Source organism: Bacillus aerius (assembly GCF_029894105.1).
Classification (GTDB): domain Bacteria; phylum Bacillota; class Bacilli; order Bacillales; family Bacillaceae; genus Bacillus; species Bacillus altitudinis.
Map to the genome: position 1 here is coordinate 3,287,423 of NZ_JARYHO010000001.1, position 15,023 is coordinate 3,302,445.

At 43.8% G+C, this 15,023-nt stretch carries 14 protein-coding genes; 3 read left to right on the plus strand and 11 right to left on the minus strand.

Annotated elements, in window-relative coordinates:
• Positions 1 to 88: 88 nt before the first annotated feature.
• The 11 genes from manA to M2353_RS17115 all read right to left on the minus strand — a co-directional run bounded on the left by manA (position 89) and on the right by M2353_RS17115 (position 11,587).
• On the minus strand, positions 89 to 1,039 hold the full coding sequence (gene manA, locus M2353_RS17065) for a mannose-6-phosphate isomerase, class I (protein WP_041507862.1): 951 nt from the start codon (positions 1,037 to 1,039) through the stop codon (positions 89 to 91).
• 147 nt (positions 1,040 to 1,186) lie between these two features.
• Positions 1,187 to 2,008 (minus strand): carbohydrate ABC transporter permease, encoded by an 822-nt coding sequence (locus M2353_RS17070; protein ID WP_284725779.1) that lies wholly within the window; start codon positions 2,006 to 2,008, stop codon positions 1,187 to 1,189.
• Positions 2,005 to 2,976 (minus strand): carbohydrate ABC transporter permease, encoded by a 972-nt coding sequence (locus tag M2353_RS17075; protein ID WP_017359986.1) that lies wholly within the window; start codon positions 2,974 to 2,976, stop codon positions 2,005 to 2,007. Before M2353_RS17075 ends, M2353_RS17070 begins: the two co-directional genes overlap by 4 nt.
• A 58-nt stretch (positions 2,977 to 3,034) precedes the next feature.
• Positions 3,035 to 4,303 carry an ABC transporter substrate-binding protein gene (locus tag M2353_RS17080; RefSeq protein ID WP_035389707.1) on the minus strand — a complete coding sequence of 423 codons (1,269 nt, stop codon included), beginning with the start codon at positions 4,301 to 4,303 and terminating at the stop codon, positions 3,035 to 3,037.
• Between the two features lie 99 nt (positions 4,304 to 4,402).
• Positions 4,403 to 5,824 carry a response regulator transcription factor gene (locus M2353_RS17085; RefSeq protein WP_284725780.1) on the minus strand — a complete coding sequence of 474 codons (1,422 nt, stop codon included), beginning with the start codon at positions 5,822 to 5,824 and terminating at the stop codon, positions 4,403 to 4,405.
• Positions 5,818 to 7,260: a sensor histidine kinase gene (locus M2353_RS17090; RefSeq protein WP_284725781.1), complete on the minus strand. Its 1,443-nt coding sequence runs from the start codon at positions 7,258 to 7,260 to the stop codon at positions 5,818 to 5,820. Before M2353_RS17090 ends, M2353_RS17085 begins: the two co-directional genes overlap by 7 nt.
• A complete protein-coding gene (locus tag M2353_RS17095) occupies positions 7,257 to 8,258 on the minus strand; it encodes a sugar-binding protein (RefSeq protein WP_024719271.1) in 1,002 nt (333 codons plus the stop codon). Before M2353_RS17095 ends, M2353_RS17090 begins: the two co-directional genes overlap by 4 nt.
• A 70-nt stretch (positions 8,259 to 8,328) precedes the next feature.
• Positions 8,329 to 8,784 carry a GNAT family N-acetyltransferase gene (locus M2353_RS17100; RefSeq protein ID WP_008343228.1) on the minus strand — a complete coding sequence of 152 codons (456 nt, stop codon included), beginning with the start codon at positions 8,782 to 8,784 and terminating at the stop codon, positions 8,329 to 8,331.
• 109 nt (positions 8,785 to 8,893) lie between these two features.
• The gene (locus M2353_RS17105) at positions 8,894 to 9,502 is read right to left on the minus strand and encodes a bifunctional 4-hydroxy-2-oxoglutarate aldolase/2-dehydro-3-deoxy-phosphogluconate aldolase (RefSeq protein ID WP_284725782.1); all 609 of its coding nucleotides are present in this window, start codon (positions 9,500 to 9,502) and stop codon (positions 8,894 to 8,896) included.
• Positions 9,474 to 10,490 carry a sugar kinase gene (locus M2353_RS17110; RefSeq protein ID WP_284725783.1) on the minus strand — a complete coding sequence of 339 codons (1,017 nt, stop codon included), beginning with the start codon at positions 10,488 to 10,490 and terminating at the stop codon, positions 9,474 to 9,476. Before M2353_RS17110 ends, M2353_RS17105 begins: the two co-directional genes overlap by 29 nt.
• An 86-nt stretch (positions 10,491 to 10,576) precedes the next feature.
• Positions 10,577 to 11,587 carry a LacI family DNA-binding transcriptional regulator gene (locus tag M2353_RS17115; protein ID WP_284725784.1) on the minus strand — a complete coding sequence of 337 codons (1,011 nt, stop codon included), beginning with the start codon at positions 11,585 to 11,587 and terminating at the stop codon, positions 10,577 to 10,579.
• Between the two features lie 257 nt (positions 11,588 to 11,844).
• On the opposite strand from M2353_RS17115, the gene kduI reads away from it, so the two are divergent.
• From kduI to M2353_RS17130, 3 genes are all read left to right on the plus strand, one after another.
• Positions 11,845 to 12,672, plus strand: a complete 828-nt coding sequence (gene kduI, locus M2353_RS17120) for a 5-dehydro-4-deoxy-D-glucuronate isomerase (protein WP_072367377.1) — start codon at positions 11,845 to 11,847, stop codon at positions 12,670 to 12,672.
• A 4-nt stretch (positions 12,673 to 12,676) separates the two neighbouring features.
• Positions 12,677 to 13,450, plus strand: coding sequence for a 2-dehydro-3-deoxy-D-gluconate 5-dehydrogenase KduD (kduD, locus tag M2353_RS17125; protein ID WP_284725785.1), 774 nt, complete (start codon positions 12,677 to 12,679; stop codon positions 13,448 to 13,450).
• A 104-nt stretch (positions 13,451 to 13,554) separates the two neighbouring features.
• Positions 13,555 to 15,021 carry a spore germination protein gene (locus tag M2353_RS17130; protein WP_041507873.1) on the plus strand — a complete coding sequence of 489 codons (1,467 nt, stop codon included), beginning with the start codon at positions 13,555 to 13,557 and terminating at the stop codon, positions 15,019 to 15,021.
• The last annotated feature ends 2 nt before the right edge of the window (positions 15,022 to 15,023 follow it).

Sequence of the window (15,023 nt, forward strand, 5' to 3'; positions counted from 1 at the left end):
CATTCGTGAGCACCGGCACGCAGGACTGACAAAGAATGCGAGGGTTTGTCTACACGCTGAGAGGACTCCCTCGAAGTCCTCTTTACCTTTATATATGTGACACAATCAGTTCACAAGATCCTTCAATGGTGAAGTTCCCTGTTTCAGCAGGCAGGATAAAATGGGCTCCTTTTGGCAGCGGATATGTATGTCCATTATGCTCTAAGGACCCTTCCCCATTAATAACGCTGCACAGCAAAAACGGATAATCTTGCGATAGCTCTACTTTTTGATCAATTTCCCATTTATACACAGAGAAGTATTCTGCTTCTACAAATGTTCTAATGGTCACCCCTGGACGAGTTTCTACTGATTCATCTGCATAACCGTCTACATGAGGAACCGTGGTAACATCAATGGCCTGCGTGAAGTGAAGTTCACGTTCATGGCCATTTTGGTCTTTTCGTTCATAATCATACACCCGATAGGTCGTATCTGAACTTTGCTGCGTTTCAAGAACCAGTGTGCCTTCACATAGCGCATGAATGGTACCGCTTGGCACATAATAAAAATCGCCCGGCTTAATTTTCACTCGCCGCAAAAGGCCTTCCCAATCTCCGCTGTTCATCATGGTCACAAGCTCAGTTCTCGTCCGTGCATTATGACCGTAGATCATTTCTGCGCCTTCTTTGCAGTCAATGATATACCAGCACTCTGTTTTCCCAAGCTCGCCATTTTCATGTCTTTCCGCATAATCATCATCTGGATGAACTTGAACGGATAAGTCTTGGTTTGCATCTAAAATTTTGGTTAAGAGCGGGAATCGATCGCCTTCTATTCCCCCAAACAATTCTCTGTGATTGTTCCATAGTTCGATCAGCGTTTTCCCTTTATATGGACCGTCTTGCACGACACTTGGTCCGTTTGGATGAGCAGAAATTGCCCAGCATTCTCCCGTTTGATCAGAAGGAATATCATAGCCAAATTGATCCCTTAAGGCTGTACCTCCCCATATTCTCTCCTTCAATTCAGGCAGTAAAAAAATTGGTGACTGCTTCATTCAGGATGACTCCTCCCTTTGCTACCCTTTGATAATCCTTGCCTAGCATGATGAAAACTAGCAAGTCTCAACTTTTATTATGACGCTATCTAAAGAGAAGTCAATCCTTTCAGTACACCGAATGAAAACGATAACAAGAAAATCAATTTACCCTTTGACAGAGCCTGCAAGAAGCCCTTTCACAAAGTATTTTCCGAGTATAATATAGACCAAAAGTGTCGGCAGCGCAGCCAAGATGGCACCTGCCATTTGAACATTCCATTGCACAATTTGACTGCCTGATAAATTTTGCAACGCAACCATGACCGGCTGATTCTCTGCCGTGGTCATAGTAACCGCAAATAGAAACTCATTCCACACATTTGTGAACTGCCAAATGGCAACCACGACAAACCCTGTGATGGAAAGCGGCAGAATCATATGTCTGAAGATCCCGATAAACCCAGCTCCATCCATCTTCGCTGATTCAATCATTTCATCAGGAATGCTCACATAAAAATTGCGGAACATGAGTGTTGTGATTGGCAGGCCATATACGACATGGACAAGTACAAGTCCCGGAATGGAGTTATACAAGTCGATTTCACGCAAAAATTGAATGAGTGGAATGAGGATACTTTGATATGGAATAAACATACCGAACAACATGAAGGTAAACACCACTTCTGATCCTTTAAAGCGCCATTTAGACAGCACATAGCCATTCATCGCACCTAATACAGCTGACAATAAGGTAGCAGGAATGACTAGATAAAGAGAATTCATTAAATTGGGTGATAACTTTTCAAAAGCGATTTTGTAGCTTGAGAAATCAAGTGTTGATGGAAGCGCCCACATTCGCTCAAGGGTAACTTCACCTAATGGCTTTAAGCTTGTGACGAGCATGACATAAACAGGCATGAGAAAAAACAAACTGCACAGTATTAATAAAGCATAAAGAACTGGACGGACAAACCCTCTTGCGGTCATGATGAAGCCCCCTTCCGACTAGACAGGAGATACGGCACGATAAAGACCGCAACAGAAATCAACATGACGATCGCAATGGCGGCACCACCTGCATAATGGTTTCCTCTAAAGGTCATTTCAAACATATAAACACCTGGCACATCGGTGACAAAGTTTGCACCTGGTCCTGTCATCGAGTAAATCAAATCAAAGATCTTTAAAGAAATATGTGCCATGATAATGACGACGCTCGCTGTGATTGGTTTTAACAGCGGGAAAATGATTTTCCAGTAGATTTGCCACTCGGTTGCGCCATCCATTCTAGCAGCCTCTCTCACTTCCTCTGGAATTCCTCTAAGACCAGCCAAATACATCGCAAGTGAAAATCCTGTCATCTGCCACACAGCAGCGATGACAACTGCAATCATTGCTGCCGGTACACCAAACTCAATTTTTCCCCAGACAAATCCAGCTAAAATGTTCGTATCCGTGTACCACTTGGGCTGGATGCCGAGTGTTTTTAAAAACAGATTCACCCCAGTTGATGGATTTAGGATCCATTGCCACACAACACCTGTGACAACAAAGGAAAGGGCCATCGGAAAGAAAAAGAGATTCCGAAAAAGTGATTCCCCCTTGATCTTCTGGTCTAGTAAAATGGCCAGTACAAGCCCAGAAGCAATGACTGCTCCAATAAAGAATAATGTAAAAAAGACCGTGTTTCGAAGATCTGACTGAAAGCGAAAATCTTGAAACAGCATGACATAATTTTTCATACCTGCGAAAGAAAAATCAGGAACAAGCGATGTCCAGTTCGATAATGAAACATATCCTGTCCAGCCAATAAATCCGTAAACAAAAATGAATAATAAAACAGCTGACGGTGCTAAAAATAGCAGGGCAAGCAGCTGGTCTCCATTCCATTTTTTCCGAACACGTTTCACTTTTGCTGCTGGTGTTTTTGTGGTCGGCGATGTGTCCATGCGCATGAAGCTACACTCCTTTTTTTAAAAAAGAGGCGGTGCCTAACGGCCGCCTCTTTCATCTTTATTTCATTGAATCTTTTAAAGAAGAAACGAACTGACTGCTGTCTTTTTGTGTCACGAAAATATTGACGGCTTGGTTCGCCTTCGTGACAAAACCTTCTTCAGCAGCTGAGCCATGCGCAAGAGACGGTGCCAGCTTTGACTCTTTAAACGCCTTCATTGCTGATTTTCCGTATTCATCATATTTTGATACGTCTGCATCCACACGTGCCGGTATTGACCCTTTCAACGGATTAAACGCATCCTGTCCTTCCACAGATCCTAAGACAGATAAGAATTTTTTCACGTTTTCTGGCTGTTTGACACCCTTCGGCAGTCCGAATGTATCCGTGATGACCATAAAGCTGCCCTCCGTACCAGGAGTAGCCACGTATCCAAAGTCTTTATTCACCTTCAAATCTAGATCATTCACAAAGTATCCTTTTGCCCAATCGCCCATGACATTCATTGCAGCTTCCCCTTTTGCCACGAGCTGTGAGGCATCCTGCCAGTTACGCGAGCTATGATCGTCGTTGACGTATTCGAGCATACGTCCAAAGATGTCTGCCGCTTCCTTCACTTTTGCATCATCCATTTTTAAGTCGCCCGCCCAAAGTTTTTGATAGTCATCTGCACCTAGTACACCTAGAAGAACGCTCTCAAACAAATGAGTCGCCGCCCAAGGTTCTTTATCCCCAAGCGCAAGTGGAGTAATCCCTTTTTTCTTTAAGGCATCGGCTGTTTTGAAAAATTCATCAAACGTCGTTGGTGGTTCTAAGCCCTGATCTTCAAATACTTTTTTGTTATACCAAAGCACATTGCCTCTGTGAATATTCACTGGAACGGAATAGATTTTCCCGTCTTTGCTCACAAGGTCAATCAGTGATTCTGGAAATTTATCCTTCCAGCCTTCTTTCTCATAAAGGTCATCCAGCGGCTCCATTTTACCTGCGGCTACCCAGCTCTCATTCAGCTCTGCTCCCCCGTGTACTTGGAAAGTAGCTGGCGGATCATCTCCTTGCATCCGGCTTGTTAGAACAGCCTTTGCATTCGTACCAGCGCCACCAGCGACAGCTGCATTTTCAATGGGAATGTCTTTATTTTTCTCTTCAAACAATTGAATGAGTGCCTTCAGTCCGTCTTCCTCACCTGCACCAGTCCACCAAGAGAAAATTTCTAACTTCTCCGCTCCGCCCTCTTTTTTTGCATCTGAGTTCGTCGATGAACTGCAAGCAGAGACGACCAGCATACAGAGTGCCAATAAAGTAAAGCCTAATTTAAACTTCATCATGGATCCCCCATCCCTATTTTGTAAGCGTTATCAAAATAAGTATACTGGCAGATCCTTGCCTTTTTTCAGGCAAACTTCTTCACTTTTTTATGAAATTCTTCATTTTTTTACGACCTGTTTTCGATATTCCTTCGGTGAACAGCCAACCATTTTTTTAAACACACGACTGACGTAATTCGGATCAGTATATCCTGCTTGATAGGTGATTTCTTTTAAACTAAGCGAACTCTCTTTCAGTAGCTTCTTCATTTTATCCATCCTACAGGTCGTCACATATTCTTTAAACGTCAGACCTGTCTCATCCTTAAAGCGTTTGGTGAAATAAGTCGGGCTTAAATCAACATAGGCGGCCGTTTGCTCCAGCGTGATATGTTCGCAAAAATGTGTTTGAATGTATCGTTTCGCCCGTTCTATATCATTCACCGTCTGGGTTCTTGCTTCATACAGATCAAATAAATGTTCACAGCATTGGCGGCATTCTGTTTCTGTGGTGATAGCTAGAATCGGCACATCTGCATGAAGTCGTGATTTGAGTAAAATGAGCAGCTCTTTCACATGAGAAATGGTTGCCCCTTCTAATTGGAAGGCATCATAGTAAGCAAGAGCATCATCTCTTCTCCCTTCTTCTAGTGCCAGCATCATGTCATCGGCAAGCTCAGGCAAGTTGATCAATACGTAAGGTTGTCTATCTGTATAGTAAAAGCCATAACGAACCGCACCGTCATCTTTTTTTCGCTGATAATAGGAAAGCTTCGCTTCTGCCGCACTTTTCTGAAGATGAAGTGGATTTGAGACAGGATGACCCATGCCAACAATGACAGGGGAATGCTGCTCGCTTGTCATGCCAGCGCGAATCGCTTGCAGTACATTCGCCTTTAGATGACCAGGTGATTGACAGCTGTAAATCAAGCATGTAAACAGCTCACCGCTCACTTTGATAGGCACTGCTTGAAAAAGAGCAGACTCCTGCAAATGATTCAGGAGTTGATCCCCGCCTGTCCGCTGAACAGCGATCACTAGACCTGCTTGAAAATCCTGAAACAGCCGCTCAAACACTGTGGAGGAATAAGATTGACCGTTCAACACATGAGCTTCCAGCCATTTTGACTGCTGATTGACTTTCTCCGCCTGCCGCAGGGAGACCTCCTGCTGTATTTCTGCCGCAACAGAACGGATCGCTGTAATGGTTTCGTCTTTATCAGCTGGTTTGACAAGGTATTGTTTGACCCCTTCCTGCATGGCTTGCTTGGCATAATCAAATGTATCGTAGGCTGTCAGCATAATAAATTTAGTATGAGGACAGCTTGCTTTGATCTGTTTGATCGCTGTGAGTCCATCCATGCCTGGCATCTGAATATCCATGAGCACAAGGTCAATTGGCTTAGACCGCGCCAATTCCACCGCCTTTTTTCCATTCGCAGCTTCCCCTGCAATATGACAGTCTGGCAGCCATTCGGTCATGAATTTACGCATCGCCATTCGTTCAATTTTTTCATCATCCACAATCAGCACGTTCAGCATGCTCGTTCCTCCTTGATTGGTATTGTCAATTGAATGGTGGTCCCTTCGTTTGGCTTTGAATCAATTTGAAGGGCATCCTGCACTCCATAAAACAAACGCAGCCTCGACATCACATTTCGAAGACCAATTCCTGTCGAGTGACCTTTACTACGTGTGTCTGGATGATCTTCTTCCTCTTGCGATAGCAACCTCTTTTTCTCTTGATCACTGATGCCAAGTCCATTATCCCGAATCCGAATCATGACAAAGCCATCATCTCGATCAATAGAGAGCTCTACAAGCCCCCCCTCCTCTTTTGGTTCTACCCCATGAATAAAGGCATTTTCGACAAGCGGCTGCAATGTAAGGCTCGGAATGTGAACAGATAGACACGACTCATCTATGGTCGTTTTGCATGTAATACGATCGGAAAATCTTGTTTCTTGTATATGAAAATATTCTTTTACCACTTTCACTTCTTGTTCTAACGTAACAGATGCGCTGAGAGGAGATAGCGAATACCGCATCAGCGTAGAAACGGATTGTATCAATTTCGATGTCGCATCAGCTGATTCTAAGTACGCCATACGTGAAACGATGTTTAATGTATTAAATAAAAAATGTGGATTCATTTGGTTTTGTAGTGTTTTCAGCTTCATGTCTTTAATTTTCTGATCTAAAGCGGCCTTTTGTTTCATCTCTTCAATCATGACCTTCATCTCTCGCCGCATTCGCTCAAAGGCATGATTTAACACAGAGATTTCGTCCTTCGATGACACATGCAAATTCGGACCATCAAAATTTCCTTCTGATACTTCTTTGGCACTTCGAGACAGATGAACGATCGGTCTTGAAATTCCACCCGCTATGATATAGGCCATCCATAAAGCGATGCCTATCGATAATGTAAACAGACATAGAGTAAAAAGCGCATACGTTTGATGTCTTTTTTGAAGGGATTGGTAGAGTACTTGATACTCAGATAATTCATCATCCAAAAGAGTCATTGTCTGCTCTTGGATATAAGAGGACACGGTTCTTACTTCCTTCACACTTGCAGCATATTCTTTGATTTTCCCTTCTTTGACATGATTCATTGTCGCATCACTTTCGTTTATGAGCGTCCGCATCATATATTGATATTTTTCAATGGAGGGGGTGGCGGCATGAAGCCCTGCATCTTTGAGCAATGCTTGATCATATGATGTCATTTTCTGTTTTGATTCAGCATACCCCTTGGCAAACGCCTGATCCTTTTCGATGGCAAAGGCGTTGACCTTTTCATACATCGTTTTTGCCTCTGTCGAAATATCATTCAGCAGGAGAAAGGAACGAAAGCTCTTGCTATATTCTGATGTGATTTTTGAACTGCTCCAATACACAAAAAAAGCGGCCACATTACCAAGGAGCACAAGAATTAAAAATGCCAATAATAATTTACTTCGTATTTTTCTCATGGCTGAACCCCCTGTGGTCTTTTCGTTTGATGAAGGGGCAGGTCTCCTCGCCGAATCACACTCGTCCCTGTGTACTGAAGCGGTTCTTGTTTATCCCCTTGTTGCAAACGAACAAGAGATTCAACCGCTTGATAGCCCATTTCATAAGGGTGCTGTACAACCACTGCATCAATTTTCCCATCATCCAGCGCTTGAATCGTATCAGGCAGAGTATCAAATGCGAGCACATAAACATCTTTAGACGAATGATATTGCTCTGTTGCTTGAATAATGCCGACACCGTCTAATGCGCTTGTTCCATAAAATGCGGTGAGCTGCGTATGATCATTTAACAATTTATACGCAGCACCGGAAGCACCTGATTTCGTAATCGCCGACTCTTCTATTCCAGCAATATGAATGCGTTTCTCACCAGAAACGGCATCTCGAAACCCCTTCACGCGAAGCTTCTGGTGAATCGCATCAAGACGTCCCGTCACAATGCCCACATACTGTTCGCCTTTTGTATCGGCGATGAGTGCCTGTCCGGCGATAAAGCCGGAATAATAGTTATCTGTTCCGACATACACTTGACGCTTGCTCCCCTCTGCATCGGTATCGACTGTGACGACATCTATACCTTTCTCTCTTGCTTTTTGAAAGAGCGGTTTGTATCTCTTTGCATCAAGCCCTTGCGTCATAATGCCATCCACATGACCAGCAATCGCCATATCAATGGTTTTCAGGTGATCATCCAAATCAGCCTGCTTTGGACCTAGGTATTCAAGATACACCCGATGAACTTCCGCCGCATCAGCAGCTCCCTTTTGCACCAATTGCCAATATTCATTATCAAGTTCCTCTGGTACAAGAACAAAGTGATATTGATAAGTTGATACCGCCTCATCGGAAGCGCTTTCAATTTTAACTAAATCTTGACCTAATATAGATAAAAAAAGAACAGATACGACACAAAATGTGAGAAATGCGCCCATTCCGAACAACTTCGACCATTTCATTCACATTCCCCTCCTTCCATTGTTGCCTCATAAAAAAAGAGCTGCTTATAAAAGCATACTCTCTCGACCTCTATAATTCCTTTGTCATAAATAAACTGTTTGGATCTTCTTGGTATGAACCAAAAGGCGGACAATATTGAAATCCAAAGCTTTCATATAATTTTCTTGCCGGTTCAAAGAAAGCAATCGCACCTGTTTCAAGGCTGACTCTTTTATACCCCCGCCGCTTCGCCTCTTGGAGAAGGTGAGTCAACAGATGCTTCGCCACGCCTTTTCGCATATGGGCTGCTGCCGTCCTCATCGATTTGAGTTCACCATGTTCACTTGATAGCTCCTTGATGGCTCCGCAGCCAAGAAGCGCCTCTCCATCCCTTGCACTCCATACTGTGACGTCTTGTTTTTTCAGATCGTCTAACGGAAGGGCATGAATGCTTTCTGGCGGTGAATGTTTTTTCATCTCTTCTACATGAGCTTGAATCAATTGCTCAATTTGACCATCTTTTAGTTCATCTTGTTGAATGTACATATCGACCTCTCCTTTATGCTCATTTTACGTGAAAAGAAGCGCCTTCCCATCTTTTATGTCAGATAAACGAACAAACAACCGGCAGTCATCCGCCGGTTGTTTATGTGAACTACATGATTGTGGAAGAAAGAACGGCCTGTAATTCTTCTGCTGTACTGCTTTCAAGCTGGCTGCCGACACCTACTGCCACGGCTCCTGCTTCAAGCCACTTTGGCACATCGACTGGATGAATGCCTCCTGTTGGGATGAACTCAATCTCTGGAAACGGGCCTTGCAAATTTTTCATATAGGACAAACCGAAGGAGCCGCTCGGAAAAAGCTTTAACACGCTGTATCCATTTGCTTTTGCCTGCATAATTTCACTCGGGGTCAAAACACCTGGAACGTAAAGTGTATCGTGAAAAGATAGGTGCTCTCCGATAATAGGAAGATATCCCGGGCTGACGATAAATTGAGAGCCGGCTTCAATGGCTGATTGTGCCTGCTCAAGCGTTGTAATCGTTCCGGCTCCGACAATCAAGTCGTGGTCATGCTGGTAAAATGCAATGATCCGCTCTGCTTTGGGCGTAGTATATGTCACTTCGATGGCCCGCACCCCTTTTTTCTTTAAACGACCAATCATCTCTATCCCCTCTGCTTCACTACCTGCTCTGACCACCGCAATGAGTTTACAAGCTGCGAGCTTCTCTTTAACGCTCATACTTGCTGACTTTCCCATACCTCTCAGCTCCCTTCATATCGTGTCGCCTTTGATATCGTTTGGCTTCTTTTATAAATGCCTGAAGCTCTTCCCGAGTCGGCAGTCCCTCGTGATCTCCTGGGGACATGACTGCAAGTGCTCCAATGGCATTGCCTCTTGCTACCGATTTTTCATATGATAATCCGTCCAGCAGACCGCTCATCACTCCCACTGCAAATCCATCACCAGCTCCGACTGTATCCACGACATGAGACACATGAAAACCAGCCACTACACCTTGGCCGGATGCACTTTTGAAATAGGCTCCTTCTGCTCCCAGTTTAATGACCACAAGCTTGACACCTTTTTGTAAATAAACATCCGCAATCGCTTCCGGCTCATGACATCCTGTGAGTCTTTGACCTTCTGCAAGCCCTGGGAAAAACCAATCTACTTGAGCAGCCATCTGGTTCACCGTATGAATCATGTCTTCTTCCTCTTCCCATAGTTGAAGTCTAAGGTTCGGATCAAAGGAAATGGTTTTTCCTGCTTTCTTCATTTCTTTAAGGGCATGAAAAGAAAACGCTCTCATTTCACTAGACACAGCAGGCGGGATTCCGGTCATATGAAGATGTCCTGCCTGCTGAAAATAAGTGGACGGGAAATCGCTTGCGTTCAATGTGCTCGCAGCAGAGCCTTTTCGGTAGTACGTCACATCAGGGTCTCCATCGATGACTTTTGATTTAAGCAATATCCCTGTTTTGGCCCCATCATTTGAACGGAGCACTGCCTCAGTATCGACCCCTTCTTTTTGAAGCTCTTCTAAAATAAATGTACCAAGTGAGTCAGCCCCGACCTTGCTCATCCAGCCTACGCTAAAGCCTAATCTTGCCAAGCCGACCGCAACATTACTCTCTGCACCAGCAAGTGCTTTTTGAAACGTATGCACTTGGTGAAGCTCGCCAATTTCTTTTGCATAAAACATCGCCATTGATTCCCCAAATGTGATCACATCCAATGCTTTCACTCATTTCTCCCCTTTCTTGGTACCGGTTTCAAAACAGTTGAAAAAGAGAGAGCATGCACGTATGTATACTCTTCTCTGCCTGACGTTTATAAAGATTTTCTCACAATGATTTCTCCATCAAGTTGAATGGTCTGGGGTGCACTCTTATCCCCTTCAAGACGCGTCTTGATTTTTTGCATCGCCGCTCTCCCCATCTCATGAGATGGCTGCGCCACCGTAGTGATGCCTGGCCCGATGAGCTTATACCATTCTGTATCATCAAATCCGGCAATGCCTATCTCCTCAGGTATCTTCACCCCAAGATCGACGAGTTCACTGATGAGTTTCAGCATGAGTAATCCATTGCCTGCTAAAATCGCTTTTTTCTGATGGTTTGATTGTAAAAAACAACAAATCTCATCTCGCATTTGTTCCTTTTGCTTCAAATTGATTTCTGCAATCATAGGTTTCTTATGTTGACTCATGGCCGTCTGTTCATAGGCTTCTTTTCGTTCTTCACGAGGACTAATCCCATCGACAGGCTCAGTAAAGAAAGCGATATGTTCGTAGCCTTTTTCATACATTTGATGAAGTAGACGAGCCGTGATGTCACGGTTATTCGTTGTGACGGTATCGACCTTGAGTTCAGGTAACTTACGGTCAACAAGAACAATCGGTACACCGTTTTGCTTAAAGTCTTGCAAAATGTCATTGTTTTGACCGGTCGTATTGATGATCAGCCCTTCAATATAATGCGCATGCAGCTTCAGTAGCATTTCTCGTTCTTTTTCTGGACGATTATCTGTGTTGCACACCATGATGCTGTATCCATATTCATCACAAATCTCTTCCACACCACGAAGTGTCGCAACAGAGAATGGGTTCGTAATATCAGCCACAATAAAACCAATGACCTTGCTCTTTCTTACTTTCAATCCTTGGGCAAGCTGACTCGGACGATAATGGAGCTCCTCAATGGCTTTTTTAATCTTTTTTACCTTTTCAGGAGAAATTTCATTTGTTCTGCCATTGATGTATCTGGATACCGTTGATTTTGAGACACCTGCATATGCTGCAACTTCGTTAATGGTGACTTTCGTTTGCTTTTTCTCTTTCATACAAAAAACTCCCAAGATCGATCTTCTCATTTGTTTCGAAACCGATTTCAAATAAACTTAAAAAAAGCATACCACAAGTTAAGCTGTATCAGAAGATTTTTTTCATGAACATTAAGAAAAAAAGCTTTTATACAAATAAAGAAAGCGATTTCAAATTTACGGTTGACGCCGCTCTCTTTTTCCTCTAGAATTTTCCTTGAAACCGATACCAAATAAAACAATCATATGTTTCAGATGGAAAGGGAGGCTTATCTCAAATGGAAAATCGTTATGCTGTACATCCTGAACAGGTCAAGCGTTTTACAACAGAGGAACTTCGTCGTCATTTTCATATTCCGACACTTTTTGTCAGTGGTGAATTGAAGCTGTATTATTCGCATGAGGACCGTGTGGTGATTGGTGGCGTTATGCCGACATCAGAACCGATCAAGCTAGATGCCGGCGACTTTTTACGTACAGAATATTTCCTTGAAAGACGGGAAATTGGCATTGTGAATGTCGGCGGCCAAGGTACGGTCACAGTCGATGGTGAGTCATTTGCGCTGGAGCATAAAGATTTCTTATATATTGGACTTGGACACGAACATGTACAGTTTGCTAGTTCATCAGGTGAGCAGGCCAAATTTTATCTTGTGTCAGCCACAGCTCATAGAGCGTATCCGACACAAAAGGCTGCGATCGCTGAATTAACACCGAATCATTTAGGGGAAGCATCCGCCTCAAACGTACGGAATCTGTATCAAGTCATTCATGCAGATGGCATCCAAAGCTGCCAGCTTATGATGGGTATCACTCAGCTGGAAACCAATAACACATGGAACACGATGCCTGCTCATATACATGACCGGCGGATGGAAGTGTACTTATATCTTGATATAGAGGAAGACGCACGTGTCTTTCATTTTATGGGGGAGCCATCTGAAACGAGACATCTCGTTGTGGCAAATGAAGAAGCCGTCATCTCACCTGCCTGGTCCATTCATTCAGGCTCAGGTACAGCAAATTATTCATTTATTTGGGCAATGGCGGGAGAAAACTATACGTTTAAAGATATGGACTTTGTCCCGATGGACCAGCTGAGGTAATGAAATGACGACGACATCATATGTAGCGTCCCTCTTTTCTCTCGAAGGCAAAGCAGCTCTTGTCACAGGTCCTGGAACTGGTATTGGGCAAGGTATTGCCGTAGCGCTTGCCCGTTCAGGTGCAGATATCATCGGCACCTACCACCATACGCCGCTTGATGAAACAAAAGAACTTGTCGAACAGACCGGTAGATCATTTCATGCGATTCAAGTAGACTTTTCAGATCCTAAGTCCGCAAAGCGGGATGTTGATGCCCTTTTAAAGCAGCATACAATTGATATTTTGATCAATAATGCTGGGACCATTAAAAGAGAAGAGGCCGCTCAATATTCAGAGGAAAACTGGCATACTGTGATGGATGTGAATATTAACAGTCTCTTTTTCCTCACGCAAAAGGTCGGACAGCAGATGCTGAAAAAAGGGCAAGGGAAAATTGTCAATATCGCTTCCCTTCTATCATTTCAAGGCGGTGTCTTTGTTCCCGCTTATACAGCAAGTAAGCATGCTGTCGCAGGTTTGACGAAAGCATTTGCAAATGAATGGGCAAGTCAGCATATTCAGGTCAATGCGATCGCGCCTGGTTATATTGCAACCAATAACACGCAAGCCATTCGTGACGATGCGAACCGGAATGAAGAGATTCTGAAACGAATCCCCGCTGGACGCTGGGGACGGCCTGAAGATCTAGCAGGTGCCGCCGTCTTTCTCAGCTCCCCTGCCTCCGATTATATGAACGGTCATATTTTAGCCGTAGATGGCGGCTGGCTGGCGAGATAAACATGTGAAGAGAATTCCTATTTTAGGGGATTCTCTTTTTTCTATTTGCATAATTCTTCTCCTTCCGAGTCACTCTATAAAAAAAGACATGAGGGTGAGGTATTATGAAAAGTCGTATTGAACAAGATATAGAGTCCGTCATTCAGCGTGTCAAAAGCTTTGCAGGTAAAAGTGATGATATCGTGTTCCACTCTTTTTCATTTGGTCCTTCCGCTGTCTCTGCATGTCTCGTGTACGTTGAAGGACTCACAGAATTTGAGATGCTTTCCAAACAAATCATTTCACCTATGCAAAAGGAACTGACCATCACCGAGGTCGACCACACCACACTTTCTTCCCTTTCTAAAACGTTCTTTGGCATTCAAAATGATGTGCTGGAAGATATGAACCTTGCCATCGAGCAGTTATACAGCGGCAGGGCTATTTTATTTGTGGATCGAGCCACTCAAGCGCTTGCGCTCCATACGAATCTCTTTCAATTTAGAGAAGTTGAGGAGCCGCAATCAGAAGTCCTTGTAAGAGGACCCCGGATTGGATTCATTGAAAATCTTGAAAAAAACACGGCATTGCTTCGTGAAAGAGCAAACGATCCGAACCTAGTGATACAAAAAGTCAATGTGGGTACTCGGAATAAAAAGTCTGCCGCTCTCGTGTACGTTCGAGATATAGCAGATCCAGCACTTGTGGAAGATGTTGTTTCACGAATGAAAGAGATCAAGATGGATGATATTCCTGAAACCGGCTATATTGAACAGCTAATTGAGGACAGCCACCTCACTATTTTTCCACAGATACAAAATACAGAACGACCTGACCGGGTCATCGCTGCTGTGCTTGAAGGCAAAGTCTCCATTTTGCTAGACGGCACACCTTTTGCCCTCATCATGCCGATGACTCTCACTGCCTTGATGCAATCACCTGAGGATTATTATCAAAGGTGGACAAGCGCGACCCTTTTACGTCTGCTTCGTTATATCGCTGTGCTTTTGACTATTTTTTTACCTGGTCTCTACATCGCCCTTGTCTCCTATCACCCAGGTTTATTACCGACTCAGATGGCACTCACCATCGCAGGCAGTAGGCAGAATGTTCCGTTTCCTCCTGTAGTTGAAGCCATTCTCATGTCTTTTACGATTGAACTGCTGAGGGAAGCTGGGCTTCGTCTTCCTAGGGCGATTGGGCAGACGATTGGACTGATCGGCGGCGTCATTATTGGGCAGGCGGCTGTCCAAGCGAATATTGTCAGTGCCTTAATGGTCATTATTGTGTCTCTGACGGCACTAGCCGATTTCACTGCTCCATCATATGATTTCAGCTTTCCCTTACGCATCCTGCGGTTTATGGCCATCTTCAGTTCAGCCATGTTTGGATTATATGGCTTAATCATGTGTTATTTATTTGTACTTTGTCACTTGATGCAGCTAAAGACCTTTGGTTTTGACTATTTCACACCTGTTTTGTCTTCACCGTTTTCAGATTTAAAAGATACGTACGTTCGTTTACCAATAGGGCTATTTAAATCGAGACCGAAAACAGCCAAGACAAAAAATCTCAAAAGACAAGGAGAGTAAAC

Coding starts and splice junctions, on each gene's coding strand:
- M2353_RS17075 (WP_017359986.1), bottom strand. CDS start 2,976: ATGCGCATGGACACATCGCCGACCACAAAAACACCAGCAGCAAAAGTG.
- M2353_RS17100 (WP_008343228.1), bottom strand. CDS start 8,784: ATGTACATTCAACAAGATGAACTAAAAGATGGTCAAATTGAGCAATTG.
- M2353_RS17070 (WP_284725779.1), bottom strand. CDS start 2,008: ATGACCGCAAGAGGGTTTGTCCGTCCAGTTCTTTATGCTTTATTAATA.
- M2353_RS17105 (WP_284725782.1), bottom strand. CDS start 9,502: ATGGGAAAGTCAGCAAGTATGAGCGTTAAAGAGAAGCTCGCAGCTTGT.
- M2353_RS17090 (WP_284725781.1), bottom strand. CDS start 7,260: ATGAGAAAAATACGAAGTAAATTATTATTGGCATTTTTAATTCTTGTG.
- kduD (WP_284725785.1), top strand. CDS start 12,677: ATGACGACGACATCATATGTAGCGTCCCTCTTTTCTCTCGAAGGCAAA.
- M2353_RS17115 (WP_284725784.1), bottom strand. CDS start 11,587: ATGAAAGAGAAAAAGCAAACGAAAGTCACCATTAACGAAGTTGCAGCA.
- M2353_RS17130 (WP_041507873.1), top strand. CDS start 13,555: ATGAAAAGTCGTATTGAACAAGATATAGAGTCCGTCATTCAGCGTGTC.
- kduI (WP_072367377.1), top strand. CDS start 11,845: ATGGAAAATCGTTATGCTGTACATCCTGAACAGGTCAAGCGTTTTACA.
- M2353_RS17095 (WP_024719271.1), bottom strand. CDS start 8,258: ATGAAATGGTCGAAGTTGTTCGGAATGGGCGCATTTCTCACATTTTGT.
- M2353_RS17085 (WP_284725780.1), bottom strand. CDS start 5,824: ATGCTGAACGTGCTGATTGTGGATGATGAAAAAATTGAACGAATGGCG.
- manA (WP_041507862.1), bottom strand. CDS start 1,039: ATGAAGCAGTCACCAATTTTTTTACTGCCTGAATTGAAGGAGAGAATA.
- M2353_RS17080 (WP_035389707.1), bottom strand. CDS start 4,303: ATGATGAAGTTTAAATTAGGCTTTACTTTATTGGCACTCTGTATGCTG.